Below are 25,201 nucleotides of genomic sequence, written 5' to 3'. Positions count from 1 at the left end.
AAGTTGAGTCGGGTCACGGACTGCGGTCCGGCGGTCTCGGTCCGCTACGGCTGCCCGTACCCGTCCAGGAAGTTCCCGATCCGGGTCACCGCGTCCCGCAGGTCGCCGGCGGACGGCAGGGTCACCACCCGGAAGTGGTCGGGGTCGGGCCAGTTGAAGCCCGTGCCCTGGACGACCATGATCTTCTCCTGGCGCAGCAGGTCCAGCACCATCTGCCGGTCGTCCTTGATCTTGAAGACCTGCGGGTCGAGGCGCGGGAAGAGATACAGCGCGCCCTTGGGCCGTACGCAGCTGACGCCCGGGATCTGGGTGAGCAGCTCGTAGGCGACGTCCATCTGTTCCTTCAGCCGGCCGCCCGGCAGCACCAGGTCGTTGATCGACTGGCGTCCGCTGAGCGCGGCGACGACTCCGTGCTGGCCCGGCATGTTGGCGCACAGGCGCATGTTCGCCAGGATCGTCAGGCCCTCGATGTAGGAGTCGGCGTGGGCGCGCGGGCCGGAGATCGACATCCAGCCCACCCGGTAGCCCGCCACCCGGTACGCCTTCGACATGCCGTTGAAGGTGAGGGTGAGCAGGTCGGGGGCGATCTTCGCGGTCGGGGTGTGGGTGGCGCCGTCGTAGAGGATCTTGTCGTAGATCTCGTCGGAGCAGACCAGCAGGTTGTGCCGGCGGGCGATGTCGGTCAGGCCCTTCAGCATCGCCTCGTCGTACACCGCGCCCGTGGGGTTGTTCGGGTTGATGACGACGATGGCCTTGGTGCGGTCGGTGACCTTGCGCTCGATGTCGGCGAGGTCGGGCATCCAGTCGGACTGCTCGTCGCAGCGGTAGTGCACGGCCGTGCCGCCGGAGAGGGAGACGGCCGCCGTCCACAGCGGGTAGTCCGGCGCCGGTACGAGCACCTCGTCGCCGTCGTCCAGCAGGCCCTGCATCGCCATCACGATCAGCTCGGAGACGCCGTTGCCGATGAAGACGTGCTCGACGTCCGTCTCGATGCCGAGGGTCTGGTTGTGCATGACGACCGCGCGGCGGGCGGCCAGCAGGCCCTTGGCGTCGCCGTAGCCGTGCGCCGTGGAGACGTTGCGGAGGATGTCCTCCAGGATCTCCGGCGGGCACTCGAAGCCGAAGGCGGCGGGGTTGCCCGTGTTGAGCTTCAGGATGCGGTGACCTGCCGCCTCCAGACGCATCGCCTCTTCGAGAACCGGGCCCCGGATCTCGTAACAGACATTGGCGAGCTTGGTCGACTGGATCACCTGCATGTGCGTGAGCTTACGGCCCGGTAACGCCTCACGCCTCGTGTTATCCGCCACGTGAGACAAGGAGTTTTGCGTCGTTATCGCCGGTAGCTGTCTCACCAGTCACTCGCGTCTCTACAATTCCCGCCCATGTCCACCGAACGCGACCAAGGGGCGGGGGCGTCCGGAGCGCACGGAGCGGGTGGCGAGCCGGGGATCCCGCCGAACGTGTACCACCCGCAGGCCGCCGCGGCCCCTTCGTACGACGAGTACGCCGATCCCGCCAGCGCCCACGGCTGGCAGAACGCCTACGACGAGACCCGCGAACTGCCCGCCATGGCCGTGCCGCGCGGGCCGGACGAGAACCGAGCCGTGCCCGCGCCGCGCGGGCCGGGCGAGAGCCGTGCCGGACGCCGGCGCGAGGAGCGGCGCAGGGGCGGCAGGCGCCGCATGGCGGTGGTCGCCGGAGTGCTCGGGGTGGCCGGAACCGTGGCGGCCATCGCCGGCCTGGCGGGCGGCTCGGACTCCCCGGACGGGTCACGTCCCGCGGGCGGCGGCGGCGTCGCCGACGACGGCACCGCCCGCACCCGCACGGACAGCAGCGCCCCGGCCACGGCGTCGACGGCGGCCCCGGCCACCGTCGGCCCGTCCACCGCGGACTCGCCGCCCGGTGCGGCGACCTCCCCGGCCGCCGGCGCGACCACGGCCGGTGCCGCCGGAGGGACGGGCAGCGCCCCGTCGGCCACGGCCTCGCCCTCGGCGACCGGGGCGTCCGCCATGCCCACGCCCACCTCGCCCGGCCCGGCGACGTCCTGGACCGACCGCCCCGGCCGCGGCCACGGCCACGGCAAGGGGCCCCGCTGACGGGCGGACACCGGCCGGGCCGGGGGTCGCGGCACACAGGGAAACCCCTATGACCTGACGCGGCTTCTTGTTCGCACCCCTCTCTGCGTTGAGAATGCGCATGACAAAGACGCAAGGGCGGCCGGAAGATCTCCGGTCGCCTCCGTCGTAAGAGGGGACCCCCACATGAACAAGCCTCTCCTTGCCGCCCTGTCCTCCCTGGCGATAGCCGGGGTGGGTGCGGCACCCGCGGTCGCAGCGCCGCACACCGCCAGGCCCGCCGCGGTGACCGTGAACTTCGCCGGGACCGTCTCGCTCAGCAACTGCTCCGGCTCGGTCATCCGCTTCCCCAACTCCGCGGACACCGACCCGGCGCTCGTGCTGACCAACGGCCACTGCCTGGAGACCGGCTTCCCCGAGCCGGGCGAGGTCATCACCGGCCAGTCCTCCAGCCGCAGCTTCGGCCTGCTGAACTCCTCCGGCTCCCGGGTCGCCACGCTCCGCGCCAACCAGGTCGTCTACTCGACCATGACGGACACGGACGTCACGATCTACCGCACCACCACCACGTACGCGGCGATCAAGAACTCCTACGGCATCAGCCCGCTCACCGTGCAGAACACGCACCCGACCGCCGGCAGTTCCATCAAGGTCGTCTCCGGCTACTGGAAGCGGATCTACAGCTGCAACATCGACGGCTTCGTCTACCGCCTGAAGGAGGGCGACTGGACCTGGAAGGACTCGGTCCGCTACACCTCCGCCTGCAACACCATCGGCGGCACCTCGGGCTCGCCCGTGATCGACACCGCCACCGGCAACGTCGTCGCCGTCAACAACACGGGCAACGAGGACGGGCAGCGCTGCACCGAGAACAACCCCTGCGAGGTCGACGCCAACGGCAACGTGACCGTCCGTCAGGGCATCAACTACGCCGAGGAGACCTACATCATCCCGGCCTGCTTCACCACCGGCAACAAGCTGAACCTGAGCGCGTCCGGCTGCACCCTGCCCAAGCCGTAGTACCGGGGCCGGGCGGTCACACCGGTGTCCGGCGGACCGCCCGGCCCGCCAGTACGTCCGTCCGGCGGCCGTCCTCGATGACGAAACGGCCGTCGATCAGGACGTGAGGGATCCCGGTCGGCAGCGCGCGGGGCTCGGCGAAGGTGGCGCCCGCCCCCACCGTCAGCGGGTCGAAGAGCACCAGGTCGGCCCGGTGGCCCTCGCGCACCAGCCCGCGGTCCGGCAGTCGCAGCCGGGCCGCGGGGCGCCCGGTGAGGTGCGCGACGCACTCCTCCAGCGTCAGCACCCCCAACTCCCTGACGTAGTGGCCGAGATACCGGGGGAACGTGCCGTAGGCCCGCGGGTGGGGCTTGGCGCCCCGCAGAATGCCGTCGGAGCCGCCGGTGTGGGCGCGGTGCCGCATGATCGTGCGGACGTTCTCCTCATGGCCGACGTGCTGCAGGATCGTCGTGCCGAGCCGGTCCTCCACCAGCAGCCGGCGGGCGGTCGTCCAGCAGCTCTCCCCGCGCAGCTCCGCCGACTCCCTTACGGTGCGCCCGACATGGTCGGCCAGGGCCGCGGCGGTCACCCCCGAGATTTCGATCGTCTCCCACTCCACGGGCACGCCGTGGCAGCCGTCCGAGCCGGTCACCTCCAGGTCGTGCCGGATCCGCTCGGCCGTGGCCGGGTCGGCGAGCCGGGCCAGGATCTCCTCCGGGCCGCCCTCGCTCGCCCAGCTCGGCAGCAGTGCGGCCAGGGTGGTGCAGCCGGGCGTGTAGGGATAGGTGTCCAGTGTGATGTCCGCCCCGGAGTCCAGCGCCTTGTCGAGCAGGGCCAGCAGTTCGGGCGCCCGGCCCCTGTTCACGCCGAAGTTCATCGTCGCGTGGGCCAGATGGAGCGGGCAGCCGGCCTCCCGGGTCAGCGCCACCATCTCGGTGTAGGCCTTCAGGGCGCCGGCGCCGTAGGAGCGGTGGTGCGGGCAGTAGTAGCCGCCGTACTCCGCCACCACCCGGCACAGCTCGGTGAGTTCGGCGTCCCCGGCGTACATGCCCGGCGTGTAGGTGAGCCCGGAGGACAGGCCCACCGCACCCTGTTCCAGGCCCTCCGCGACCAGCCGCCGCATCCGGTCCAGCTCCTCGGGGGTCGCCGCGCGGTCCTCCCAGCCGACGGCGAGCGCGCGGACCGTGCCCTGCGGGATCAGGTAGGCGGCGTTCACGGCGACACCGCGGTCCAGCCGGTCCAGGTACTCGCCCACCGACCGCCAGTCGAAGTCGATGTCGTCGCCGTACCCGTTCCAGCCGGTGATCGCCCGGCGGACCTCCTCCAGCGTGCGGTCGTCCACCGGCGCGTACGACAGCCCGTCCTGGCCGATCACCTCCAGCGTGACCCCCTGCGCGGCCTTCGCGCTGTGGTCGGGGTCGCGCAGCAGGGCGAGGTCGGAGTGGGCGTGCATGTCGACGAAGCCGGGGGAGAGGACCAACCCCTCCGCGTCCAGCTCCCGCCGGGCCCGGGGCCGTTGGCAGCCCGCGGCGGCGGCCTCCTTGACGATCGAGACGATCCGGCCGCCGTCGACCACCACATCGGCGCGATAGGAGTCCGCGCCGCTGCCGTCGACGACGTCCGCGTCCCGGATGACCAGCTCGTCCATGGCACTCCCTAGAAGAACGTGCGGATGTAGTCGACGACCGTCCCGTCCGCCTCGGCCACCGGGATCAGCTGCCACTTGTCGAAGGAGGTGCAGGGGTGGGACAGGCCCAACCCGACCCAGTCGCCCACCTCCAGGTCCGCCTCGGGCGTCGTGCGCAGCCAGGCGTGCTGGTCGGACAGACCGGTGACCGTCACGCCGGCGGCCGGGCGGTCGGCGCCGTCCCGGCGGACCACCTGGGCGTCGGGGAGGTCGAGGTCGTAGGCCGCGTCGCGCTTGCCCGCGTTGGCGAAGGCCTGCTCCGGGGAGGGGCGCGAGACGACCTGCGCCCACAGCCGGAAGGCGGGCTCCAGAGCGCCTTCCTCGGGAACGCGGGCGAAGGGGGTGAGCCTGCGGTAGTGCCCGTCGTCGTGCGAGACGTACGCACCCGAGCGCAGCAGCTTCAGGACCGGCAGGGAGAACGCGGGGATCTCCGCGAAGACCTCGGCCACCGCGTCGAACCAGGCGCTGCCGCCCGCGCTCACCACGATCTCGTCCGCCCCCGCGAACCGGCCGTTCTTGTCGAAGTCGGCGGCCAGCGCGGTCAGCCGGCGCAGATAGGCCGTCACCCGCTCCGGGTCGGCCCGCGGCACCTCGCCCTCGTATCCCGCGACCCCGACCAGCCGCAGCGTCGGCGCGGCGGCCACGGCGTCGGCGACGGCCGCGCACTCCGCCTCCGTGCGCACGCCGGTGCGGGCGCCCTCGCCCGCGGCCAGCTCCACCACGACGTCCACCGGCCGGGCGGCGCCGCGCAGCGCCGCGTCCATCAGCTCGACGCCGCGCACGGAGTCGACGTAGCAGACGAAACGGAAGTCGGGATCGGCCGCCAGGTCGGCGGCGACGCGGCGCAGGGCGGCCGGGTCCACGAGCTCGTTGGCCAGGAAGATCCGCTCGATCCCGAACGCCCGGGCCACCCACACCTGGTGCGGCACCGCCAGCGTGATGCCCCAGGCGCCGTGCTCGATCTGCCGCCGGAAGAGCTGCGGGGCCATCGAGGTCTTCCCGTGCGGGGCGAAGGCCAGACCGTGCCGGGTCGTGTACGTCTCCATCAGCGCGAGGTTGTGCTCCAGGCGCTCGGCGGACAGGGCGAGGACGGGAGTGGTGAAGCCGTCGGTGAAGAGGTTGCGGCGCTGGCCGGCCAGCTCGGCGACGGTCAGGCCCATGGCGTCCGGCGGCAGGCCCTTGAAGCGGTGGTCGACCCGTTCCTCGGCGAGGTGGGCGAGCGCTTCGGTGCCGGTGTCATGGGCCATCGGAGCCTCCTGATCTGGTGCGTTGCATTATTTGCAACATCCATTGCGTATGTCGCTCACTGCTGTCTAACATCTCGGCCAACACGGGGTCAACGAAGCCGCCGCCGACCCCAGGACCGACGAGGAGCCTCCCCCATCGTGACCGCCGACGGCCACCCCAGCGCCGCCCCCGACGTCGTGGATGTCGTCGCGCTCGGCGAGTCCATGGTCACCTTCCTGCCCTCCCGCCCCGGCCGCCTCGCCGACGTGCCCTCCTTCGAGCGGGGCATCGGGGGAGCGGAGTCCAACGTGGCCTGCATGCTGGGTGCCTTCGGCCATTCGGCACGGTGGGTGAGCCGGGTGGGGGCGGACGGGTTCGGGCAGCATCTGGTGGAGGCGGTGGGGCGGTACGGCGTCGACGTGGGCGCGGTCCGCACCGACGCGACCCGCCCGACGGGCATCTACTTCCGCACGGCGGCCGACCGGGCCACCGACGCGCACGAGGTGGCGTACTACCGGGCCGGGTCGGCGGCCTCCGCGATGACCGTGGACAACGTGGATCCGGCGGCGGTACGGGCAGGACGCGTACTGCACCTGTCGGGCATCACGGCGGCGCTGTCCGAGGGCTGTTTGGATCTCGTACGACACCTCGTGCGGCCGTCCGCCGGGCGCCCGCTCGTCTCCTTCGACGTCAACCACCGTCCCGGGCTGTGGCCCGACCCCGCCGGGGCCCGGGTGCTCCTCGAACTCGCCCGGCGCGCGGACCTGGTGTTCGTCGGCGAGGACGAGGCCGAACAGGCGTGGCGGATCGGCGGCGGACCGGAGGCGATCCGGGAAGCGCTGCCCGAGCCGCGCGTACTGGTGGTGAAACAGGGCGCCAGGGGCGCGACCGTGTTCGAACGAGAGGACCACGACGGCACCGGTCGATTCCGCCCAGCCGCGGGCGGCACCCCGCGGGGCCGCGCGCCCCACCCCCGGCCCTTCGAGCCGCCGCCCGCGTTCCAGCCCGCCCCGGCCGTTGACGTCGTAGCCACCGTCGGCGCGGGAGACGCCTTCGCCGCCGGCTTCCTCTCCGGCACCCTGCGCCGACTGCCGCTCCGGGAACGGATCAGACACGGCCACCTCATGGCGGCCGCCACCCTCACCGCCCCCGGCGACCTGGCCACCCCTCCCTCCCGCGGCCACGCCGACCGGCTGGCCGCCCTGGACGACGAGGCATGGGGGAGACTTCGACTCGGCCCCGGCTGGACGCAAGCCGATCGGGCCCCGGAGGAGGCGAACACCCCATGAGTCAGACCGTCGACCGCGCCCTGAGCATCCTGCCGCTGCTCGCGGAGGGCCCCGCCGACCTCGGCCAGGTCGCCGACCGCCTCGGCGTCCACAAGTCCACGGCCCTGCGCCTCCTGCGCACCCTGCACGAGCACGGCCTGGTCTACCGCCAGTCCGACCAGCGCTACCGCCTCGGCGCCCGCCTCTTCGCCCTCGCCCAGGAGGCGATGGAGAACCTCGACATCCGCGAGATCGCCCACCCCCACCTCGTCCGCCTCAACGAGCGGTGCGGCCACACCGTGCACCTCGCCGTCTACGAGGAGAACGAGGTCCTCTACATCGACAAGGTCGAAAGCCGCTACCCGGTCCGCATGTACTCGCGGATCGGAAAGCCGGTGGCCATCACCGTCGCCGCCGTGGCGAAACTCCTCCTCGCCGATCTGCCCGAACCCGAGCGCCGCGCGCTCGCGGAGAAACTCGACTACCCCCTCTACACGGCCCGTTCCACCGCCAACGCCCCCGCGTTCCTGCGGGAGTTGGAGCAGGTGCGCGAACAGGGCTGGGCCACCGACCTCGGCGGCCACGAGGAGTCCATCAACTGTGTCGCCGCCCCCATCCGGGGCGCCGACGGGCGCGTGGTCGCCGCGATGTCGGTCTCCGCGCCGAACGTCGTCGTCACCGCCGAGGAACTCCTCACCCTGCTCCCGCAGGTGCGCCGTACCGCGGACGCGATCAGCGGCGAGTACTCCGGAAGAACGCCAGTGAAGGGCACCACCGAATGACCGAGAAGATCGCGCTCACCCCGAAGACCCACACCACCCCGCCCGCGAAGTTCTCCCACGGCGTCAGGAAGGGCAACATCCTCCAGGTCGCCGGCCAGGTCGGGTTCCTGCCCGCCGAGGAGGGCAAGCCCCCGACGCCGGCCGGCCCCACCCTGCGCGAGCAGACCCTGCAGACCCTCGCCAACGTCAAGGCGATCCTCGAAGAGGGCGGCGCGAGCTGGGACGACGTGATGATGATCCGCGTCTATCTGACGGACGTGGACCACTTCGCGGAGATGAACGAGATCTACAACACCTACTTCGAGGAGCAGGGCCTCACCCAGCCGCCCGCCGCCCGGACCACGGTCTACGTCGGTCTGCCGGCCGGTCTCCTCGTCGAGATCGACGCCCTCGCCGTCCTGAGCTGACGGCACATCGACCCCCGCACGTCCCGCACGGCACGGCGCCCCCTTCGGGTGCCGTGCCGCGATCCCCCCTGCCCGAAAGCACGATGCACTTACCCAGAGGACCCCCGTATGTCCCTTCCGCTCGCCGCAACAGCCCCAGCAGCCCCACCCCACGCCGGAGGCCTGCTCCTCCTCCTCGACGGCACCGCAGGACTCCTCACGGTCGCGGCCATCGGCATAGCCCTGCTGCTCTTCCTGATCATCAAGGTCCGGCTGCAGCCCTTCGTCGCCCTCCTCGCCGTCTCCATAGCCGTCGGCCTCCTCGCCGGCCTCTCGGTCACCGAACTGTTCGGCACCGTCCAGCGCTCGGACGCCGTCTCCACCATCGAGTCCGGCATGGGCGGCATCCTCGGCCATATCGCGATCATCATCGGGCTCGGCACGATGCTCGGCGCGATCCTCGAGGTCAGCGGAGGCGCGGAGGTCCTGGCCTCCCGGCTGCTCGGCCTGTTCGGCGAGCGCCGGGCACCCCTCGCGATGGGTCTGACCGGTCTCATCTTCGGCATCCCGGTCTTCTTCGACGTCGGCATCTTCGTCCTCGCGCCGATCGTGTACGCGGCCGCCAAGCGCGGCGGCAGGTCGATCCTGCTCTACTGCCTGCCGCTGCTCGCCGGCCTGTCCATGACCCACGCGTTCCTGCCGCCGCACCCCGGCCCGGTCGCCGCGGCGGGACTGCTGCACGTCCAGCTCGGCTGGGTCATCCTCATGGGCATCGTCTGCGGCGTGCCGGCCGTCCTGGCCGCCTGGGCGTTCTCCGCCCGGGTCGGGCGGCGGATCTTCGTCGCCGTACCGCAGGACATGGTCGAGGCGGCCGCCGAGGCCAGGCTCGCCGTGCTCGACGAGCAGCGGGCGGCCGGGGTCGAACCGCAGGAGAGGCCGGTGCCGCTCGGCACGGTCCTCGGCATCATCGGTACGCCGCTGGTGCTGATCCTCGCCGCCACCTTCTCCTCGATCGCCCTCGACCCCTCCCCGGGCCGTTCGGTGCTGGAGTTCTTCGGCAGCCCCTTCGTCGCCCTCACCCTCGCCCTGCTGCTCGCCTACTACCTGCTCGGCATCCGGCGCGGCTGGTCCCGCAAGTCCCTGGAAACGGTGTCGACCGCCTCCCTGAAGCCGGTCGGCAACATCCTCCTGGTGGTCGGCGCGGGCGGGGTCTTCGGCGCGGTCCTCAAGGCGAGCGGGGTCGCACAGGCCCTGTCGGACACCTTCAACGGCGTCGGGCTGCCGGTGATCGTGCTGTCGTACCTGATCTCGCTGGTGCTGCGCGTCGCACAGGGTTCGGCCACGGTCGCGATCGTGACCACCGCGGGCATCGTGGCGCCCCTGCTGGCGGAGGGGCACCACTCGCAGGCCTTCGTCGCCCTGGTCATCATGGCCATCTCGGCCGGCTCCATCTTCGCCTCGCACGTCAACGACGGAGGCTTCTGGATGGTCGCCAAGTACTTCGGCATCACCGAACGGGACACGCTGCGGACGTGGACGGTGCTGGAGTCGGTGCTGTCGGTGGCCGGGTTCGCGGTGGCGGGGGTGGTGAGCCTGTTCGTGTAGGCAGTATGGGTACGTGACCTCCGAGACCTCCACTCCCGCCGACCCCGTCGTCGACCTCACCGCCGAACGGGACGCAGTACTGGGCGAGTTGGCGCAGCTGGCCGCCGGTGACCCGCGGGCCGCCGCCCTGTGCGGGTACGCCGGTGAGCTGAGCCACCGGCTGTACCTGCTGCGGGACGACGGCCGGGACGAGGAACTCACGCTGGGTGTCGAGGCGTTCGAGCACGCCTTCCGCACCCCCGGGGACGATCCGCTGTGGGCGTCCTGGCGGATCCGGTTCGGGCATCTGCGGGGTGTGCAGTACGAGAACGGCGGTGACCGGCAACTGCTGGAGCAGTCTTGGCAGTTGCTGGTCGAGGGGGTGGCGGGGCTGCCCGCCGACGACCCCGGCCTGGCCTGGGAGCGGGAGTGGGGGCGGCACGTGCTCGCGCTCTGCGCCAAACTGCGCGCCCTCGCCGAACCGGACTCCGCCCAGCTGCTCCAGGAGGCCATGCGCCGGCACACGGACGCGCTGGAGCACGCCGAGCCGGGCAGCGAGGAGGAGACCGGACTGCGTGCCGGAACGGGCTACCTGCACCTGCAACGGGCCCTGAGGCACGGCGACCCCGACGCGGCCGACGAGTCGGCCCGCCTCTACCGTTCCGTGCTCGACACCGCCCCGCCCGACGAGGTCCCGCACCTGCGCTACAGCCTGGGCCTCGCCCTGCTCGTGCACGGCCGCGCGCGGGGCGACCGCGAGCCCCTCGAGGCCGCCCTGGACGCCTTCGGCACCGCCCTGACCGAGGCCCGCCGGGCGGGCGGCCCCGAACCCGACTGGGCGTTCGAGGCCGAGGTCAACGCCCTCTTCGTACGCACCATGATCTGGTCCACCTGGAAGGAACTCGGCCACAGCCTCGCCGCCGAGGTCGAACTGCGCCGCCTGCTGGAGCGGCCCGGCGCCGAGGACCGGCTGCTGCCGCAATACCTGGACGCGTTCGGGCGGCTGCTGTACGAACGGGCCGCGGCCCGCGACGACCCCGGGGGCCGGGACCGCGGCATCGCCCTGCTGCGCCGTGCCGTCGACCTGTGGCAGCCGGACCGCGACGGCGACATCACCGCCACCGCGCTGTTCCTCGCCGTCTTCCAGCAGTCCCGCCACCACGACGACCCCGACCCCGCCCGCGCCCAGGACGTCCTGCGGGCAACCGCCCTGGTCCTCGACGCCGAACACGACGTCCACGACCTCGCCCAGACCGCCCGCATGCTCGACGGCTGGGCCCGCTTCACCCTCGCCGACCACGGCGTCCTGCCCGAGACCGACGGACGCCCGGAAGGACTCGACACCGACCTGCTGCGGCAGTCAATGGCGACCCTCCTGGACGACTTCCGCGAGGGCCGGGCCTTCGTCGACTTCGGGGAGGACGAGTTCCTGCAAGGCATGAGCCGGGACATGACCGGACAGCACCGCCGCATCCAGGGCTTCGAACAGGCCCTCGCCCAGCTGCGCTCCCTCGAACCGGGCACCCCGGGCCGGGCCGAACTCGCCGCGCTGATGCTGTGCAACCTCACCGTCGTGGATCCCGAGGGCAGCTACGTCACCGCGGAGCACCGGCGGGAGCTGACCGAGGCGGTGCTCCAGCGGGCGGAGCAGGACCCGGCCTGGCGGGGCAGGGCGCACGCCGTCACCGGCATCGCCCGGCTCCACGAGGAGATGAGCGCCGGCTCCGGCGCCGGGCTCGACGAGATCCTCGCGGACTTCGACCGGGCCGAGGCCGGCGGCGGCCTCGGCGGCGACGAGCACGGCTACGGCCTCGCCCTCGCCCGGTTCCTGGCCCAGACCCAGCGCGGCCAGACCGGCGGCGCCGACGACGACATGGAGGCCGGCGCCGCGACCTGGCGGCGGCTGCGCTCCGACCCGGCCCTGCCCGGGCACCTGCGCCGCCTGATGGACCTGCAGCAGGCCGGCTTCGAGGCGCACGCCGCCGTCCGGCGCGGCGACCTCGCCGCCGCCGACGGGCACATCGCCGCGCTCACCGAGGGCCACGCCGAGCTCAGCGACGAGGACCCCACCCGCATCGAGATCCTCACCCTCCTGGAGAACGCTCGCGCCGGCCGCGACAACCTCGCCCAGCACCTCGGCGTACCCCCGCTGCCCCCGCTCGCGGCCCGCCCGAGCGCCACCGAACTGCGCCGCCAGGCACGCCGGTTGCCCCGCGACCACCGGGCCTGGGTGCTCGGTGACACGGGCATGACCCGCTTCGTGCGCGCCGTGACCCAGCAGGACGGGCCGGGCATCGTGGCGGCCACCGCGCTGCTGCGGGAGGCCCACGAGCTGTGCGAGCCGGGCAGCGACAGCCGTCTGCGCTACGCCAACGGCCTGGGCATCGCCCACTGTGCCCTGTCCGAGATGGAGATCGACCGGGTGCGCCGCCGCGAGCGCCTGGCCAAGGGCATCGCCCTGCTGGAGGGCGCGTTCGCGGAGGCAGGCGGCCCCGAGCACCGGCTGTACGCCGACACCGGCCTCGCCCTCGCCCGCGCCCACCGCAGCCGCGACGACCTGCACCGCCGGGACCGGGCCAGTGCCCGCTCCCTCGGCCTGAAGTCCCTGCGCGGCCACGCCTGGGCCGCGCTGCTGCAGTCCGGCACCGACCACGCCACGGTCGCCGCCGCGCAGGCCACCCGGGCCGCGCTGGAGGTGGCCGGCTGGTGCCTGAAGGACGACCGCCCCGAGGAGGCCCTCCAGGCCCTGGACGCCTGCCGGGGCCTGGTCCTGCACGCGGCCCTCACCTCCGCGACCGTCCCCGACCTGCTCACCGCCACCGGACACACCGAGCTGGCGGGGGAGTGGGGGACGGCGGGGGCGGAGGAACCCACCGACCCGCTCGCCTCCGTCCGGACCCCCCTCACCGTCCCCAGCTCCCTGCGCCGCCGCGTCCTCGCGGCCCTCACCGGCACCGACGCCCCGCACCAGGCCCGCCTCCTCGACCCGCCCGCCCCCGAGGAGATCGCCGAGGCCCTGCGCGCCCTCACCAAGGACGCCCTGGTCTACCTGGTACCGGCCACGGAGGACACCCCCGGCACCGCCGTCGTCGTCACCTCCAAGGCCACCGTGCACGCCGTACCGCTGCCGACGCTGACCGAGGAGGCGGCACCGCTGAAGGAGTACGGGCCCGCGCTGGGACTGTCCCGCGAGGCGGACGCACCACCGGCAGCCGGCACCGGCACCCCCACCCACCCCCGCGACCTCGGCCCCGTCCCCGGCGGCCGCCCCACCGCCCCGCCCTCGCTGCGCGCCCAGCTGGACCGCCTGTGCGGCTGGGCCTGGTACGCGGGCATGCGGCCTCTGCTGGAGGCCTTCGAGATGCCGGCCGGGCGGCTGCCCAGGCTGGTGCTGGTGCCCATGGGCAAGCTCGGGCTCGTCCCGTGGCACGCGGCCTGGCAGCAGGGCGGCCCGCGCGGCCGGCAGTACGCGCTGCAGGCCGCCGAGATCTCCTACGCCGCCTCCGCCCGCCTGCTGTGCCAGGTGGCCGCCCGCCCGGTCGCCGAGCACACGGGCGCCGCCCTGATCGTCGGCAACCCCACCGGCGACCTGCGGCACGCGGGCGAGGAGGCCGACGCCGTGCAGCGCGCCTTCTACCCCGAGGCCCGCTTCCTGGGCCGCCGCACCACCGGTCCCACCGACGGCCCGGGCACCCCGGACGAGGTGCTGCGGTGGCTGCGCGAGACGCCGTACGACGGGGGAGTGCTGCATCTCGCCTGCCACGCGTCCGTCGCGGCGAACGCCCGCCGTAGCGCGTATCTCGCCCTGCACGAGGGGCAGTTGGCGGCGGAGGAGATCACCGGCGCGGGCGGCGACCGGCTCGGCCTCGTCCTGCTGGCCGCCTGCCGCAGCCATGTCTCCGGTCGCGGCCACAACGAGGCCTACACCCTCGCCACCGCCTTCCTCGCCGCGGGCGCCCGCTCGGTCGTCGGCTCGCTGTGGCCGGTCCCGGACGAGGCGACCTCGGTGCTGATGTTCCTCACCCACCACTTCCTGCGCGCCCACGGCGAACCCCCGGCCCGCGCCCTGCGCCGCGCCCAGCTGTGGATGCTGAACCCGGACCGCGAACTACCGCCCGGAATCCCGCGGTTCCTCGCCGAGCGGGCCCGCCGCATCGACCCGCACGACCTGAGCGCCTGGGCCGGCTTCACGCACCTGGGCCGCTGACCCCGTCCGGCACCACGGTGCGCACCGGCACGGTCACCGCCGTCCAGCGGCCCGCTCCGTCGATCACCGGGCCCACGTCCCGGGCGCCGGTGATCACGTCCCAGGCGGGCAGTTGGAACGGCCGCGTGTTCAACTCCTGGTCCGTGACGATGAGTTTGAGCCAGTCCCGGGCCTCGGCCCCGGGCCCGACGGCCCGGGACGCGGGCAGCGACAGCTGAACGGGGTCGCCGTCCAGCGCGTGGCCCGTACGCCCGGGACCGATGAAATGGCCGGGATACAGCACCGAGTGGGCGGCGTAGCTGTCGGTGAGATCCAGCAGGAGGCACCACAGGGTCCGGTCCGGAGAGCGGTTGTGCAGCCGTACGGACACCCAGGGCGGGCGCAGGTCGCTCGAGTACGGGCAGACGATCTCCCCGGACGCGTCCGGCCGCAGCGGCTCGTCCGACCCCCACGGGGTGATCTCCAGCTCCACCAGCCCGTCCAGCAGCGAGGGGCGCGGGGCGAGGTCGCGCAGCCGGTGCCAGCGGGTGAGATGGGCCAGACAGTCCGCGAGCCGCCTGGCGTCCGCCGCTCCCGTGAACGGCAGGGGCGCGGTGAACCCGGTGCCGTCGCGCCGCAGCACGTGCGCCCGTCCGTCCCGCACCCGCACCCGGAAGTGCAGTCCTCGCGCCTGCCTCCGGTCGTCCACCAGGCCGACCAGCGCCCCGAGTTCGGCCGCCAGCCGGTCCGCGGCCCCCGGGGGGCCGTCCACCTCCACACTGGCCGGCGGCAGCGCGACCGCCGACAGCGCCACCGGGTACACCCGCTCCGGCTCGGGCTCCCAGTCCACCGGCTCGACCAGCGTCCGCGCGGCCGACACCGCCAGCGCCCGTACGACACCCCGGCCCGGCCCCTCGTCCAGCGCCGCGAACGTGGTGCCCCGCGCCTCGGCGCCGGTCTCCCGCAGCCCGTGCACGGCCCCGCAGTCCACCTCCCAGCCGTCGGTGCCGTACCGCAGCAGGTGCGGGCCGGCCGTACGGGCCGGGCCTCCCAGCAGCGGGCGGTCCGTGGCGCCGCCCGGCAGATCGGGCCAGAGCACCGGATGCTGGGTGCTGCCCGCCCGCTGCACCCGCGCCGCCGCACCCGCCAGCAGCTCCCGGCAGGTGGCGCCCGGTCCGGCCGCGCGCACCACGTCCACCAGCGCGTGCGTGAACGCGCCCTGCCGGCGCCCGTCGAACCAGCCCTCGTACGACGGCTCGTCCAGCCGGCTCGCGGCCAGCAGCACATGCCGGGGCGGACCGGCGGGCCCGCGGACCTCCCGGGCTCCCAGGTCCCAGCCGGGCCGGGGTGGCGCATACCGTTCGGTCAGCTCCGCATCCCGTGTCGCACCGCCGGAATGGCAGCAGTCCAGGACCGCGGTGACCTGCGCGCCACCCGCCGCGACCCGGTCCAGCAGCGCGCCCAGGCGCTTGTCGAGCAGCGGCCCGTCCACGCACACCAGGGCCTGGTTCAGGCCCGTCGCCTCGATCAGCAGATCGTCGCCGGTGGCCGCTTCCTGCGTCCCGTGTCCCGAGAACCACAGCAGCGCGGTGTCCAGCGGACCGGCCGAGCCCAGATGCCGCAGCACCGCGTCGGCGACCGCGTCCACCGTCGCCTCGGCGTCCCGCAGGACGCGCACGTCGGCCCGTTCACCGGCGAGGTCGGTCAGCAGCCGGTGCGCCTCGGCGATGTCGTTGCCGCAGCCGCCCAGCGGTGTCGCCACCTCCGCCGGATAGTCGTCGATGCCGACCAGCAGTGCCTTGATCCTCGCCATGGAGGAGAGTCTGCCAGTGCCGTACAGGTGCCAATCGGCCGTACGGGGATGCACTCTTGACGTGACGTCACTAATCTTCCTTTTCCGTGCATCGCACAACCGCTCACCACCCATGACTCTCGGGGGACACATGGGGTACACCGAACGGCCGCGCCGCGTCGTGCGGCCGGCCCAGCAAGGTCCGGGGATCCAGCCGGGCCCGGTCGCACAGCCGGGATCCACGCCCGCGAGCCCCGCGCCCGCCGCCCTGCGCCGCGAGCTGTACGGGCCGCGCTCCGGGCGGCTGCTCGACGCGGTGGCCCGGCTCGACGCGGGCCTGGACGACCAGGCCTGCCGGTCGCTGGCCGAGTGGGTCCGCGAGCAGTACACGACGGCGTACGGCTCGGTGCCGCTCGGCTTCGTCGCCCGCTGCTACCTGGGCCCTCCCTACGTGGACCACCAGCTGAACCTCTTCCACGTCATCGTCCGGCACTTCTCCCCCGCCGAGCCGATGCCCGATCCGTTCTCGGCCGCCCGGATGCTCGCCCGCTCCGGCGGCTACGCCTACGTCGAGGTCTACGACGACGGTCTGATCCTGCCCGTCCTGGACGACGGCACCGTCGTCCGTCCCTGACCCAGCCCGCTCACCCGCAGCACTCGAACGGAGTTCCGCATGTCCGAGGTCGACTACACACTGCGCCGCCAGGTGCAGGAGGTCAGCAACCTCGTCATCAGACTCAGCGAACAGGTCGGCTCCGTCTCCGGCCAGGTCTCCACCGTCGAAGCCAACCAGCAGCAGACCCGCACCGAACTCCAGCGGCTGCGCGACGAGTTCCTCGCCTTCGTGCAGCAGGCGCAGGCCACCGCGAACGTGCAGCGCGCCGAGACCCGCATCGGCGCCATCGAGGACAAGATCGACCACGAGTACGGCCACCACAAGACGGTCCGCCGCACTGCGGTCGGCATGCTGCAGGCGTTCGACATCGGCCTGGTGTCGGAGGACAACGTCCGGATGGTCGGCGACCAGCTGATGCTCCAGACCCCCCGCTACTGGCTCGCCCCCGCCCTGGTCGCCCTCGCCTCCTGGTCGGCCGACGACCGCACCCTGTGCGAGCGGGCGGTGGACGAGGCGTTCCGCCGCTCGCCCGACCGCACCTCGCTCTTCTTCGCCCTCGTCCTGCGCCGCCAGGGCCGCTCCGAGGCCGCCGTGCGCTGGCTGCGCCACTACCTCATCGCCCAGGACCCGGCCGCGCTCGGCCGTGAGTTCGCGGTCATCCTGGAAGCCATCGCCCAGGGCGCCTTCGGCCCGGTCGGCCGCGAGCTGCTGGACCGCACCCTCGCCGAGTGGCGGTCCCAGCTGATGGACAGCGCCGACGCGCAGGCCAAGCAGGTCCGGCGCTGGCGCGACGAGCTGGAGTCCCTGCGCGGACCGTCCCAGGCGGCCGAGTTCCCGCGGCTGGCCGCCGTGTCGCCGCAGTGGGTCACCCTCGACGGCGTGCTGTCCTCCGCGCGCGGCCAGCGGTCGGTGCTGGACAAGTACAAGGCCATCATGGAGCGCGAGTTCCAGCCGTCCGAGCGCATCGAGGACGCCGTCGACGACATCCTCGACCGGCTGGTCTCCGAGTACGACAACGAGGAACTGCCGCTGCGCCGCGACCTCGCCTTCAACCAGGCGGTGGTCGACCACGACGGCGACCTCGTCGCCGCACGCCGGACCGCCGACGCGGACGCGGCCTCGTACGAGGAGACCCTCGACTACCTCACCGTGCAGACCACAGCCGCGCTCAACCCGGGGGCCATCGGCACCTCGCCGGCCACCCAGCGGCTGTCCGTCGCGGCCTGCCACGAGTGGTTCCGGCAGGCGCACGCCGCCCACACCCGCGACTACCGGGCGGCCGTGCCGCAGGACGTCCAGGCCCAGTTCGCCACCAGCCACTCCGTGGGCTCGCGCCTCTTCCAGCTGCCCGCCTGGGTCGGCTCGTTCACGCAGCCGCTGGCCGCCCTGGAGAAGTCCCTGAGCGACCACTGGGACCGCCACACCGGCCCGTTCGTGGACGCCCTCGCCTTCCCGTGGCTGAAGAAGGTGGCCCCGCCGGTCGGGGTCGTCGCGGCCATCCTGCTCTTCCTCGCCGGCAGCTGGCCCGTCTTCGCGATCGGCGCCGCCGCGATCGTGGGCCTCGTCTGGGGCCTGATCCTGCGCAACCAGGCCCAGACCGCCCAGCGCGCCCAGGACGCGGCCCGCGAGCTGCTGGAGCGCGCCAAGACCGAGTCCCTGCACCAGTTGCGGGGCGCCTCCGCGGAACTGACCGACTGGTACGAGAAGTTCACGTCCGCCGACAGGACCGAGGCCGAGGTGCGGGCGCTGATCGCCTCCCTGCCGACGGCGGGCGGCGGCGCGTCCCCGTTCGAGGGACGCACGGTACGCAAGGACACGGCGGCCGGTTCACCGCCCTCCGAGAAGCCCACCTCGCAGCCACAGGCCCATGGGTCCGCGTCCGATGCCCAGGCCGGCTGGGGTGCCGTGGCCGAGTCGCAGGCCGGCAAGGAGTTCGCGCCGGAGTCGTCGACCGGCGGGGGGTCCGCGTCCGATGCTCAGGTCGACTGGGGTGCCGTGGCCGGGTCGCGGACCCGTGAGGAGTCCGCGCCCGGAGCACAGGCCGGCAAGGAGCCCGCGTCCGAGTCGCCGGTCCGTGAGGACGTCGCGCCCGAGCCCCAGGAGGACAGCGCCCGATGAGTACGCCACCGCCGCCCGCCCACCAGTCCGACCCCACCCCGCCGGCGCCACAGGGCGCATCGGACCAGCGCCCGTGGGCGGCCGCCGGCCGGCCCGGGGCCACGCTGCCGGCACAGGGCACGGCCACCAACCCGCCGTCCCCCTGGGCGGCCGCGGCCCAGCCCGGCACCGCGCAGCAGCCTGGCGCCACGCCCTGGTCCGCCTCCACCGCCTCGGCCCAGCCCGGCGCCGTCCCCGGCACTTCGCAGCAGCCTGGCGGCTCTCCCTGGGCCCCCTCCGCCGCCTCGGCCCAGCCCGGTGCTGCCCCCGGCGCGGCTCAGCAGCCCGGCGCCGTCCCCGGCACCGTGCAGCAGCCCGGCGCCGTCCCCGGCACTTCGCAGCAGCCTGGCGGCTCTCCCTGGGCCCCCTCCGCCGCCTCGTCCCAGCCCGGTGCTGCCCCCCGCGCGGCTCAGCAGCCCACATCCGCCCCCGGCACCGCGCAGCAGCCCGCCGGCTCTCCGTGGGCCGCTTCCGCCGACGCGGGTCGTGCGCAGTCCTCGCCCTGGGCCGCGCAGGGCCGTCCGCAGCAGGAGCGGGTCACCAGCAGGCTCCGCAAGGTCGTGGAGGGGCTGCCCGACTGGGAGCCGCTGCCGCCCGGCGAGACCGTCGTACGCCGGCCTGGCAGCACCGCATGACCGGCCTGTGGGGCGACGGCGGCCCCTACCAGGCCTGGGTCGGGTTCCTGCACCGCTGGGCGGCCCTGGAATCCGTCGACCCGGCCGCACTGCCCGCGCTCGCCGAGCAGCAGTACGACAGCGACACCTGGGCCAGGCTGACCGAACACCTGACCAGCTCGCTGAGCACCCGACTGGTCACCTGGGCCGAGCACCTCGTACGCGCCCTGAGCGGGGCCCGGGACGAGTTCAGTTACGGACGTGAACTCGCCCAGGCCCGCACCGGCCTGCACAGCATCCGCGCGCTGGCCGCCCACCCCGGCCTCCCGGAGTCCCTGCGCACCCGGCTGACCGAACTGGTCGACAACCAGATCACCGAGGTGCAGGCGCAGCTGGAGCGGAACCTGGACGCCGAGACCAGGCGCGGCACCGACCCGCGCCTGGTGGAGCGCCGCCGCCGCACGCTGCGGGACAACGCGCTGACCGCGACCTTCACCGTGCCGCAGACCCGGGACGCCTGGTCGTACGACCCCGCGGCCCCGCCGAGACGCCGCATCGTGCCCGGCTGAGGGATCAGAGCCGCCCTCCCCGAACGACCACCTCCCAGAAGGCCCGAATGTCGAACTACGCCGAGAGCCTCAGCCACCTCGACAGCTACATCTCCGCCCGCGTCCCGGTCATCGCGATGCGCACCATCGAGCAGCAGCGTGCCCTGCGTCTGCTGCGCGAGGCGGCCACCCAGTCCCGGCGCAGCAGCATGCCGTTCTGGATCTACACCCGGGCCACCGGCCTGCGCGACCTGCGCACCAACGCACCCGTGCAGGACGACCGTTCGCTGGCCGGCGCGATGGACTTCGCGGCCGCCCAGTTCGGCAGCCGCGCGAACGCCACGGTCGTCTTCGTGGACCCCGACGAACTCGAGTCGGACACCCCGGTCACCCGCCACTTCGCGGAACTGGCCCGCCTGGCCGACAGCAACATGGGCAGCATCGTCCTGATCACGGACACCCCCATCTGGAGCGGCCTGCAGCGGCTCGGCATGAGCCTGCGCCTGGACCTGCCCGACTCCGAGGAGATGTACGGCATCCTCAGCGGCTTCCTCGGCGACCACCACGGGCACATCCCCATCGAGTGGACCGAGGAGGACGCCCGCCGCGCGGCCGAGTTCCTGAACGGCGTCACCGAGGCCGAGTGCGTCAACCTGATGGCGACGATCGCCGCGAAGGGCGCCATCAGGCGCGAGGACGTCCTCGGCCTCGCGCAGGCCAAGGACCGCATCTTCAGCGACCTCACCGGCCTGGAACGCGTCCACCTCAAGCAGAGCGACTACGCCATCGGCGGCCTGACCGGCCTGCGCACCTGGCTGGAACGCAAGCACGACATGATCTCCAGGGATCTCAGGCACACCGCCCTGCGGCCACCGCGCGGAGTCCTCCTGGTGGGCGTCCCCGGCTGCGGCAAGTCCCTGTCCGCCAAGGCGATCGCCCACGACTGGAGACTGCCCCTCTACCGCCTGGACATGGCCAGCATCCACGGCAAGTACCTGGGCGAGTCCGAGGGCCGCTTCCGCGAGGCCCTGGCGATGGCCGACCGTGTGGCCCCCTGTGTCCTGTGGATCGACGAGATCGAGAAGGGCCTGGCCGGCCGGGACGACATGTCGGGTGTCCCGCAGCGCATCATCGGCCAGTTCCTGTACTGGCTCCAGGAGTCCCAGTCCCGGGCGTTCGTCGTGGCGACGGCCAACGACATCCGCAGCCTGCCCCCGGAGCTGCTGCGCAAGGGCCGCTTCGACGAACTCTTCTTCGTCGACCTGCCCGACGCCCAGGACCGCAAGGAGATCATCCGCATCTACCACCACCGCTACCTCCAGGCCCACCCCGACCCCGAGCAGCTGGACCGCCTGGTCGACCTGTCCGAGGGCTTCGCCGGCTCGGACATCGAGGCCGCCCTGCACGACGTGGGCGAGGAGGCTGTGCGCCGTGGCGGCATCGCCCAGCTGAAGGACTCGTACGTCATGGACACCTTCGCCCAGGTGCGCCCGCTCAGCGTCAGCAACCCCGAGCAGATCGAGGAGATCCGCGCCTGGGGCCGCGAGCGCGCGGTACCGGCGGGCCGGGCCGCGGTGACCCCCGTACCCGGGGACGGCGGCCGCACGCGACGCATCGTCTTCATGGACGAGTGACCTGTGCGAACGCGTGTGAAAGGCGGGTTGACTGGTTCCGGCACAGGAAAGTCGTCCATACTGCCGCCGTGGAGCAGCGCATAGGATCGAGCAGCCAGCCCCTGAAGGGCGAGCCCGTCAAGGGCGCCGGTTTCGACCCGGCCTTCATCCCCGGTATCACCGCGCCCGCGGTGGAACCGGAGCCGGAGGACGCGAAGCCGGCGGTGGAGGCGGAGCAGACGATTCCGGCACCCGCCGAGGAGCCGGAGGCGCCAGAGGCGCCCAAGGCGTCCGAGGAGTCCGGGGAGGCGTCGGAGCAGCCGGAGGAGGAGTCCCCTCAGGACGGCCCCGCCTTCGAGGCCTCCGACCGCCGGGCCAGATTCGTCGCCGACCGGCGGGGCGTCCGCCTCAGCCTGGACGAGGAGAACTGCGAGTTCCGCTGGGACGAGATCGCGGCGGTCGAGACGGAGTCCCCCCGCTTCGGCAAGCGTTTCACCATCACCGTGCACACGCCTGACCGCCGCTGGTACCCGATCGAGATCGAGGCGACGGCCAGGGCGCGCTTCACGGAGTGGGAGTCGGAGCTGGACGCCGTGCTCGACGCCTACTTCGAGGAGGCCTAGCTACTGGTTGCAGTACTGGGCGGCCTTACCGATCGCCCGGTACATGCAGTCCGCGTTCTCCAGCAGCTGCAGCACCGCGTCCCTGTTCCGGGACGTCTCCCGCTCGATGACCTCGTCGGGCGGGTAGAACCCACCGTCCCAACTGGACGTCGGGTACATCTCGAAGGTGTAGTCGAAGATCTTCTGCGTACCCCACAGATAGTCGTCGATCGACCCGTCGGTGATGTACAGGTCGCTCGACTGCTCGGGGGTGTACCCGTTGCTGGCGGCCATCTTCTGCCCCACGGCCTTGAAGGCGGCGGCGTCGTCGGCCGTCATCCCGGTGGCCGTGTCCGAGTAGGTGTAGCCGAACGGCCACAGCACCAGCTCGCTGTAGGTGTGGAAGTCGATCCCGGCCCTGATCTGCTGCTTGCCGCCGACGACCCGGCTGCGCACGAAGTCGGCGACGACCTTCACCTCGGGCGCGGACTCCGCGGAGGTACCGCGGTAGGTCTCGGAGGACTTGGACGACGACGAACCCCCGCAGCATCCCCACTTGTAGTTCCAGTTCCGGTTGAGGTCGGTCCCGACGTACGAGGAGCCGGAATTGGGCTGGCGGTTCTTGCGCCAGGACCGGTAGGACCCGGTGGCGATGTCGTACTCGCCGCCGTCCGGGTTCAGGTCGGGGACGATCCAGATCTCCCGGCTGTTGACGAGGCCGGTGATCCGGGAGTCGCTGCCGTACCCGGCGCCCAACTCGCGCAGCAGGTACAGGGCCATCTCCACCGTCAGGTGCTCACGGGCATGCTGATGAAAGGTGAAGAGCACCTCGGGCTCGTCCTCGTCGGTGGCGACGTTGTCACTGACCTTGATGGCGACGATGTCCCGCCCCTGGTACGACTTCCCGATCACCCGCTTGCTCATGATGTTCGGGTAGGCGGCGAGCCGCTGGTCGATCTCTGCGTTCATCTCGGCGTAGTTGTGGTACCTCGAGTCGGCGGTGGGGAAGTCGTAGAGCCGCGCCCCTGACCGCTGGGGCGCCGAGCCCAACGGGGTCACGTCGTACCCGAGGCGGCGCAGCTTCCGGATCTGGTCGGCCCGCCCGGAGACGACGACGGTCTCCTCGTCGGCCTCGTCGACGGTGACGCCGGCCGCCTGGATGGCCGTACGGGTCACGGGATTCGTACTCTGCTGGATCTCGTACTGCCGGATCTCGTCGCCGGGTGCCGAGGCCTTCCGGGCACTGTCGGCGGTGGCGTGCGTGGCGGTGGCCGAGACGGGAGCGGCGAGGGCGAGGGCCAGCAGCGCGCCGAGGGCGGCGGCACGCCTGCCGCCGCGCGCGCCGGAGCCGCGAACACGAAGTCGCATGAACTCTCCTTGAGTCTCCAGGAATTCCGGGATCACCGGATGTGGGGAGTGGAGCAGGGAGCTGGGGGGTGCGTCAGTGCGACGTGCGGGTGCGGACGTGCGGTGCGTGTTGCTGCACTTCTTGCTGTGAGGTCCCTGTGCGGGGTTGGCGCTCATGGTGAAGGGCTGGCATGGTCAGGTCAAGAGCGAACCAAAGCCGATTACCGGAGGGGAACGGTGAGCCAGGGGCTGTCCGGCTCGGACATCAGGAGCCGGTGGACGTCGACCATGTCCGTGTACCAGGTGCCGAACTCCTCGTCGTCGAAGTGCAGGCAGCGCCCGAGGATGTACCCGGCGGCGAAGTCCTGCCAGGTCTTGTACGACAGCGCGGAGGCCCGGCCGGCCGCTACGACGGCGGACTCGGCCTCCGCCAGCGAGCAGTACCGGGCGCCCAGCCCCCAGCGGGCCATTCCCGAGGCCCGCCCGAAGTTCCAGGCGTCCACAGAGGCGACGAAGCGGTTCTCGTCGAGGATGCCGTCGGCCCGGAAGCGCGCCTCGTACCGGGTGATGCGCCCGACGAGATGCTGTACGCCCCTGATCCGCGCCTCGGTCTCCGCCTCCGGGACGGTGGGCGTGGTGGTGACGCCGTCCGGAGTGATGACGGTCTCCCCACCCGAGCGGGCCCGCAGCACCCGGGCGACCGCGTCGCGCCAGTAGGCGGTGTCGACATGGCCGCCGAAGTCACGGGCGATGGTGCGACGCAGGCTCAGGGCGAACTCCCATACGGGGTTGGCCCCGTCCGGGTCGAGCAGGTCGCGCTGCCGGACCTGCCACTCCTCGCGGCTGGTGACGCCCCACCATTCCCGGAGCAGACGGCGCTCCGACGTATAGCCGTTGCCGTGATACGCCATGGCGTTCCAGGCCAGTCCGTCACGCACGATGAGCAGCGCGCCGCAGGCCAGCCCCCGCGCGACGGGTCCCTCCAGGGGGCCACCGACCCGGAGCGTGAGCGGTCTCGCCCGGTCCAACGGAGCCTTCGCCTGTTCACCGTGCCGCGCCCACACGGCGTTGTGCGGCGGCGCCGAGGGCAGAAACGCCTCGCACGGACTGCCCGGATCGACCACGATCATGGCCGGATCGCTCGGTGCCCACACCCGGGCGAACCACCCGAGGCTCTGCCAGTCGAGCACCCGGTGCGGATCCGGCACGGGGAGCATGCCCTCCGTGTACACCGCCCAGATCCGACCGCCGGCGACCCGGGGATCGTGTCCGAAGACGGGAATGGTCCTGCTCGGTTCGGCATCCGCGGCGTCACGCCGTATCTCGAAGTACAGCCGACTGTCCGCGAGGGTGCCGAAGTAGGCCGACCAGTCCTCGCGCGACTTGGCCTCGAAGAGGGCCTGCTCGATGGAGGTCGGCGGAGTCCATGCGGGCGGCGCCGCAGGCCCGAACCCTGCGGGGGCGGACCGAACGACATGCTTCGCCCTTCTCAACTTGTCTGCTTGTGCGCCTACTTGGCACGAGTGGCCATGCTATGCCACCCCAAAGGGGGGCCCTCCGGCGGGGCAGGACGGGGGCCGTGCCCCGTACATGCCGACAGCGGGGCACCCCCGGGGGGGGGGGGCGTTTTCCGCTCCCGAATGCTTTTTTTGTTCACTCTCTCCTGCGTGGGGTTTTGGTCCACGGTGGCCCCCCTTCCCTCCCCCCTCCCTGTTGCC

19 protein-coding genes are annotated in these 25,201 nt (G+C 72.7%); 13 read left to right on the top strand and 6 right to left on the bottom strand.

Features of this window, described 5'->3' with window-relative positions; all coding sequences use genetic code 11:
• Positions 1-44: 44 nt before the first annotated feature.
• Entirely contained in the window at positions 45-1,256 is a 1,212-nt protein-coding gene (locus AC07CM_RS37150) for a pyridoxal phosphate-dependent aminotransferase (RefSeq protein ID WP_478880912.1), read from the bottom strand.
• A 126-nt stretch (positions 1,257-1,382) separates the two neighbouring features.
• Between AC07CM_RS37150 and AC07CM_RS37145 the strand changes: the two genes are divergently transcribed.
• Both AC07CM_RS37145 and AC07CM_RS37140 read left to right on the top strand, forming a co-directional pair.
• Positions 1,383-2,096, top strand: coding sequence for a hypothetical protein (locus AC07CM_RS37145; RefSeq protein ID WP_478880911.1), 714 nt, complete (start codon positions 1,383-1,385; stop codon positions 2,094-2,096).
• A 165-nt stretch (positions 2,097-2,261) separates the two neighbouring features.
• Positions 2,262-3,095, top strand: a complete 834-nt coding sequence (locus tag AC07CM_RS37140) for a trypsin-like serine peptidase (RefSeq protein ID WP_478880910.1) — start codon at positions 2,262-2,264, stop codon at positions 3,093-3,095.
• A 16-nt stretch (positions 3,096-3,111) separates the two neighbouring features.
• Here AC07CM_RS37140 and AC07CM_RS37135 read toward each other — a convergent pair whose 3' ends face one another.
• Both AC07CM_RS37135 and AC07CM_RS37130 read right to left on the bottom strand, forming a co-directional pair.
• Positions 3,112-4,722: an N-acyl-D-amino-acid deacylase family protein gene (locus tag AC07CM_RS37135; protein WP_478880909.1), complete on the bottom strand. Its 1,611-nt coding sequence runs from the start codon at positions 4,720-4,722 to the stop codon at positions 3,112-3,114.
• A gap of 8 nt (positions 4,723-4,730) precedes the next feature.
• Positions 4,731-6,008, bottom strand: coding sequence for an amino acid deaminase (locus AC07CM_RS37130; protein WP_478880908.1), 1,278 nt, complete (start codon positions 6,006-6,008; stop codon positions 4,731-4,733).
• A gap of 138 nt (positions 6,009-6,146) precedes the next feature.
• Between AC07CM_RS37130 and AC07CM_RS37125 the strand changes: the two genes are divergently transcribed.
• The 5 genes from AC07CM_RS37125 to AC07CM_RS37105 all read left to right on the top strand — a co-directional run bounded on the left by AC07CM_RS37125 (position 6,147) and on the right by AC07CM_RS37105 (position 14,215).
• Entirely contained in the window at positions 6,147-7,277 is a 1,131-nt protein-coding gene (locus tag AC07CM_RS37125) for a sugar kinase (protein ID WP_478880907.1), read from the top strand.
• Entirely contained in the window at positions 7,274-8,038 is a 765-nt protein-coding gene (locus AC07CM_RS37120; protein ID WP_478880906.1) for an IclR family transcriptional regulator, read from the top strand. Before AC07CM_RS37125 ends, AC07CM_RS37120 begins: the two co-directional genes overlap by 4 nt.
• On the top strand, positions 8,035-8,445 hold the full coding sequence (locus tag AC07CM_RS37115; RefSeq protein WP_478880905.1) for a RidA family protein: 411 nt from the start codon (positions 8,035-8,037) through the stop codon (positions 8,443-8,445). Before AC07CM_RS37120 ends, AC07CM_RS37115 begins: the two co-directional genes overlap by 4 nt.
• Positions 8,446-8,553: 108 nt before the next feature.
• A complete protein-coding gene (locus AC07CM_RS37110) occupies positions 8,554-10,029 on the top strand; it encodes a GntP family permease (protein WP_478880904.1) in 1,476 nt (491 codons plus the stop codon).
• A gap of 13 nt (positions 10,030-10,042) precedes the next feature.
• A complete protein-coding gene (locus AC07CM_RS37105) occupies positions 10,043-14,215 on the top strand; it encodes a CHAT domain-containing protein (RefSeq protein WP_478880903.1) in 4,173 nt (1,390 codons plus the stop codon).
• On the opposite strand, the gene AC07CM_RS37100 is transcribed toward AC07CM_RS37105, so the two are convergent.
• The gene (locus tag AC07CM_RS37100) at positions 14,196-16,007 is read right to left on the bottom strand and encodes a caspase family protein (protein WP_478880902.1); all 1,812 of its coding nucleotides are present in this window, start codon (positions 16,005-16,007) and stop codon (positions 14,196-14,198) included. The genes AC07CM_RS37105 and AC07CM_RS37100 overlap by 20 nt on opposite strands.
• 130 nt (positions 16,008-16,137) lie before the next feature.
• Between AC07CM_RS37100 and AC07CM_RS37095 the strand changes: the two genes are divergently transcribed.
• From AC07CM_RS37095 to AC07CM_RS37070, 6 genes are all read left to right on the top strand, one after another.
• The gene (locus AC07CM_RS37095; RefSeq protein WP_478880901.1) at positions 16,138-16,620 is read left to right on the top strand and encodes a hypothetical protein; all 483 of its coding nucleotides are present in this window, start codon (positions 16,138-16,140) and stop codon (positions 16,618-16,620) included.
• 39 nt (positions 16,621-16,659) lie between these two features.
• Entirely contained in the window at positions 16,660-18,720 is a 2,061-nt protein-coding gene (locus tag AC07CM_RS37090; protein WP_478880900.1) for an ICP22 family protein, read from the top strand.
• The gene (locus AC07CM_RS37085; protein WP_478880899.1) at positions 18,717-19,394 is read left to right on the top strand and encodes a hypothetical protein; all 678 of its coding nucleotides are present in this window, start codon (positions 18,717-18,719) and stop codon (positions 19,392-19,394) included. Before AC07CM_RS37090 ends, AC07CM_RS37085 begins: the two co-directional genes overlap by 4 nt.
• Positions 19,391-19,942 (top strand): hypothetical protein, encoded by a 552-nt coding sequence (locus AC07CM_RS37080; RefSeq protein ID WP_478880898.1) that lies wholly within the window; start codon positions 19,391-19,393, stop codon positions 19,940-19,942. Before AC07CM_RS37085 ends, AC07CM_RS37080 begins: the two co-directional genes overlap by 4 nt.
• 47 nt (positions 19,943-19,989) lie before the next feature.
• Complete coding sequence (locus tag AC07CM_RS37075) at positions 19,990-21,555, top strand: AAA family ATPase (RefSeq protein WP_478880897.1); 1,566 nt, start codon at positions 19,990-19,992, stop codon at positions 21,553-21,555.
• A 68-nt stretch (positions 21,556-21,623) separates the two neighbouring features.
• Entirely contained in the window at positions 21,624-22,157 is a 534-nt protein-coding gene (locus AC07CM_RS37070; RefSeq protein WP_478880896.1) for a hypothetical protein, read from the top strand.
• Here the strand turns inward: AC07CM_RS37070 and AC07CM_RS37065 are convergent, their stop codons facing one another.
• The gene (locus AC07CM_RS37065) at positions 22,158-23,504 is read right to left on the bottom strand and encodes a M14 family metallopeptidase (RefSeq protein ID WP_478880895.1); all 1,347 of its coding nucleotides are present in this window, start codon (positions 23,502-23,504) and stop codon (positions 22,158-22,160) included.
• Positions 23,505-23,704: 200 nt separating this feature from the next.
• Positions 23,705-24,976, bottom strand: a complete 1,272-nt coding sequence (locus tag AC07CM_RS37060) for a DUF1266 domain-containing protein (RefSeq protein WP_478880894.1) — start codon at positions 24,974-24,976, stop codon at positions 23,705-23,707.
• Positions 24,977-25,201 lie beyond the last annotated feature (225 nt).

This window comes from Streptomyces sp. NPDC044061 (assembly GCF_056434305.1).
The sequence above is the reverse complement of the archived record's forward strand: the minus strand, read 5'-3'. Positions and strand labels throughout refer to the sequence as shown.

Coding starts and splice junctions, on each gene's coding strand:
- AC07CM_RS37150 (WP_478880912.1), bottom strand. CDS start 1,256: ATGCAGGTGATCCAGTCGACCAAGCTCGCCAATGTCTGTTACGAGATC.
- AC07CM_RS37145 (WP_478880911.1), top strand. CDS start 1,383: ATGTCCACCGAACGCGACCAAGGGGCGGGGGCGTCCGGAGCGCACGGA.
- AC07CM_RS37140 (WP_478880910.1), top strand. CDS start 2,262: ATGAACAAGCCTCTCCTTGCCGCCCTGTCCTCCCTGGCGATAGCCGGG.
- AC07CM_RS37135 (WP_478880909.1), bottom strand. CDS start 4,722: ATGGACGAGCTGGTCATCCGGGACGCGGACGTCGTCGACGGCAGCGGC.
- AC07CM_RS37130 (WP_478880908.1), bottom strand. CDS start 6,008: ATGGCCCATGACACCGGCACCGAAGCGCTCGCCCACCTCGCCGAGGAA.
- AC07CM_RS37120 (WP_478880906.1), top strand. CDS start 7,274: ATGAGTCAGACCGTCGACCGCGCCCTGAGCATCCTGCCGCTGCTCGCG.
- AC07CM_RS37115 (WP_478880905.1), top strand. CDS start 8,035: ATGACCGAGAAGATCGCGCTCACCCCGAAGACCCACACCACCCCGCCC.
- AC07CM_RS37110 (WP_478880904.1), top strand. CDS start 8,554: ATGTCCCTTCCGCTCGCCGCAACAGCCCCAGCAGCCCCACCCCACGCC.
- AC07CM_RS37100 (WP_478880902.1), bottom strand. CDS start 16,007: ATGGCGAGGATCAAGGCACTGCTGGTCGGCATCGACGACTATCCGGCG.
- AC07CM_RS37095 (WP_478880901.1), top strand. CDS start 16,138: ATGGGGTACACCGAACGGCCGCGCCGCGTCGTGCGGCCGGCCCAGCAA.
- AC07CM_RS37090 (WP_478880900.1), top strand. CDS start 16,660: ATGTCCGAGGTCGACTACACACTGCGCCGCCAGGTGCAGGAGGTCAGC.
- AC07CM_RS37085 (WP_478880899.1), top strand. CDS start 18,717: ATGAGTACGCCACCGCCGCCCGCCCACCAGTCCGACCCCACCCCGCCG.
- AC07CM_RS37080 (WP_478880898.1), top strand. CDS start 19,391: ATGACCGGCCTGTGGGGCGACGGCGGCCCCTACCAGGCCTGGGTCGGG.
- AC07CM_RS37075 (WP_478880897.1), top strand. CDS start 19,990: ATGTCGAACTACGCCGAGAGCCTCAGCCACCTCGACAGCTACATCTCC.
- AC07CM_RS37065 (WP_478880895.1), bottom strand. CDS start 23,504: ATGCGACTTCGTGTTCGCGGCTCCGGCGCGCGCGGCGGCAGGCGTGCC.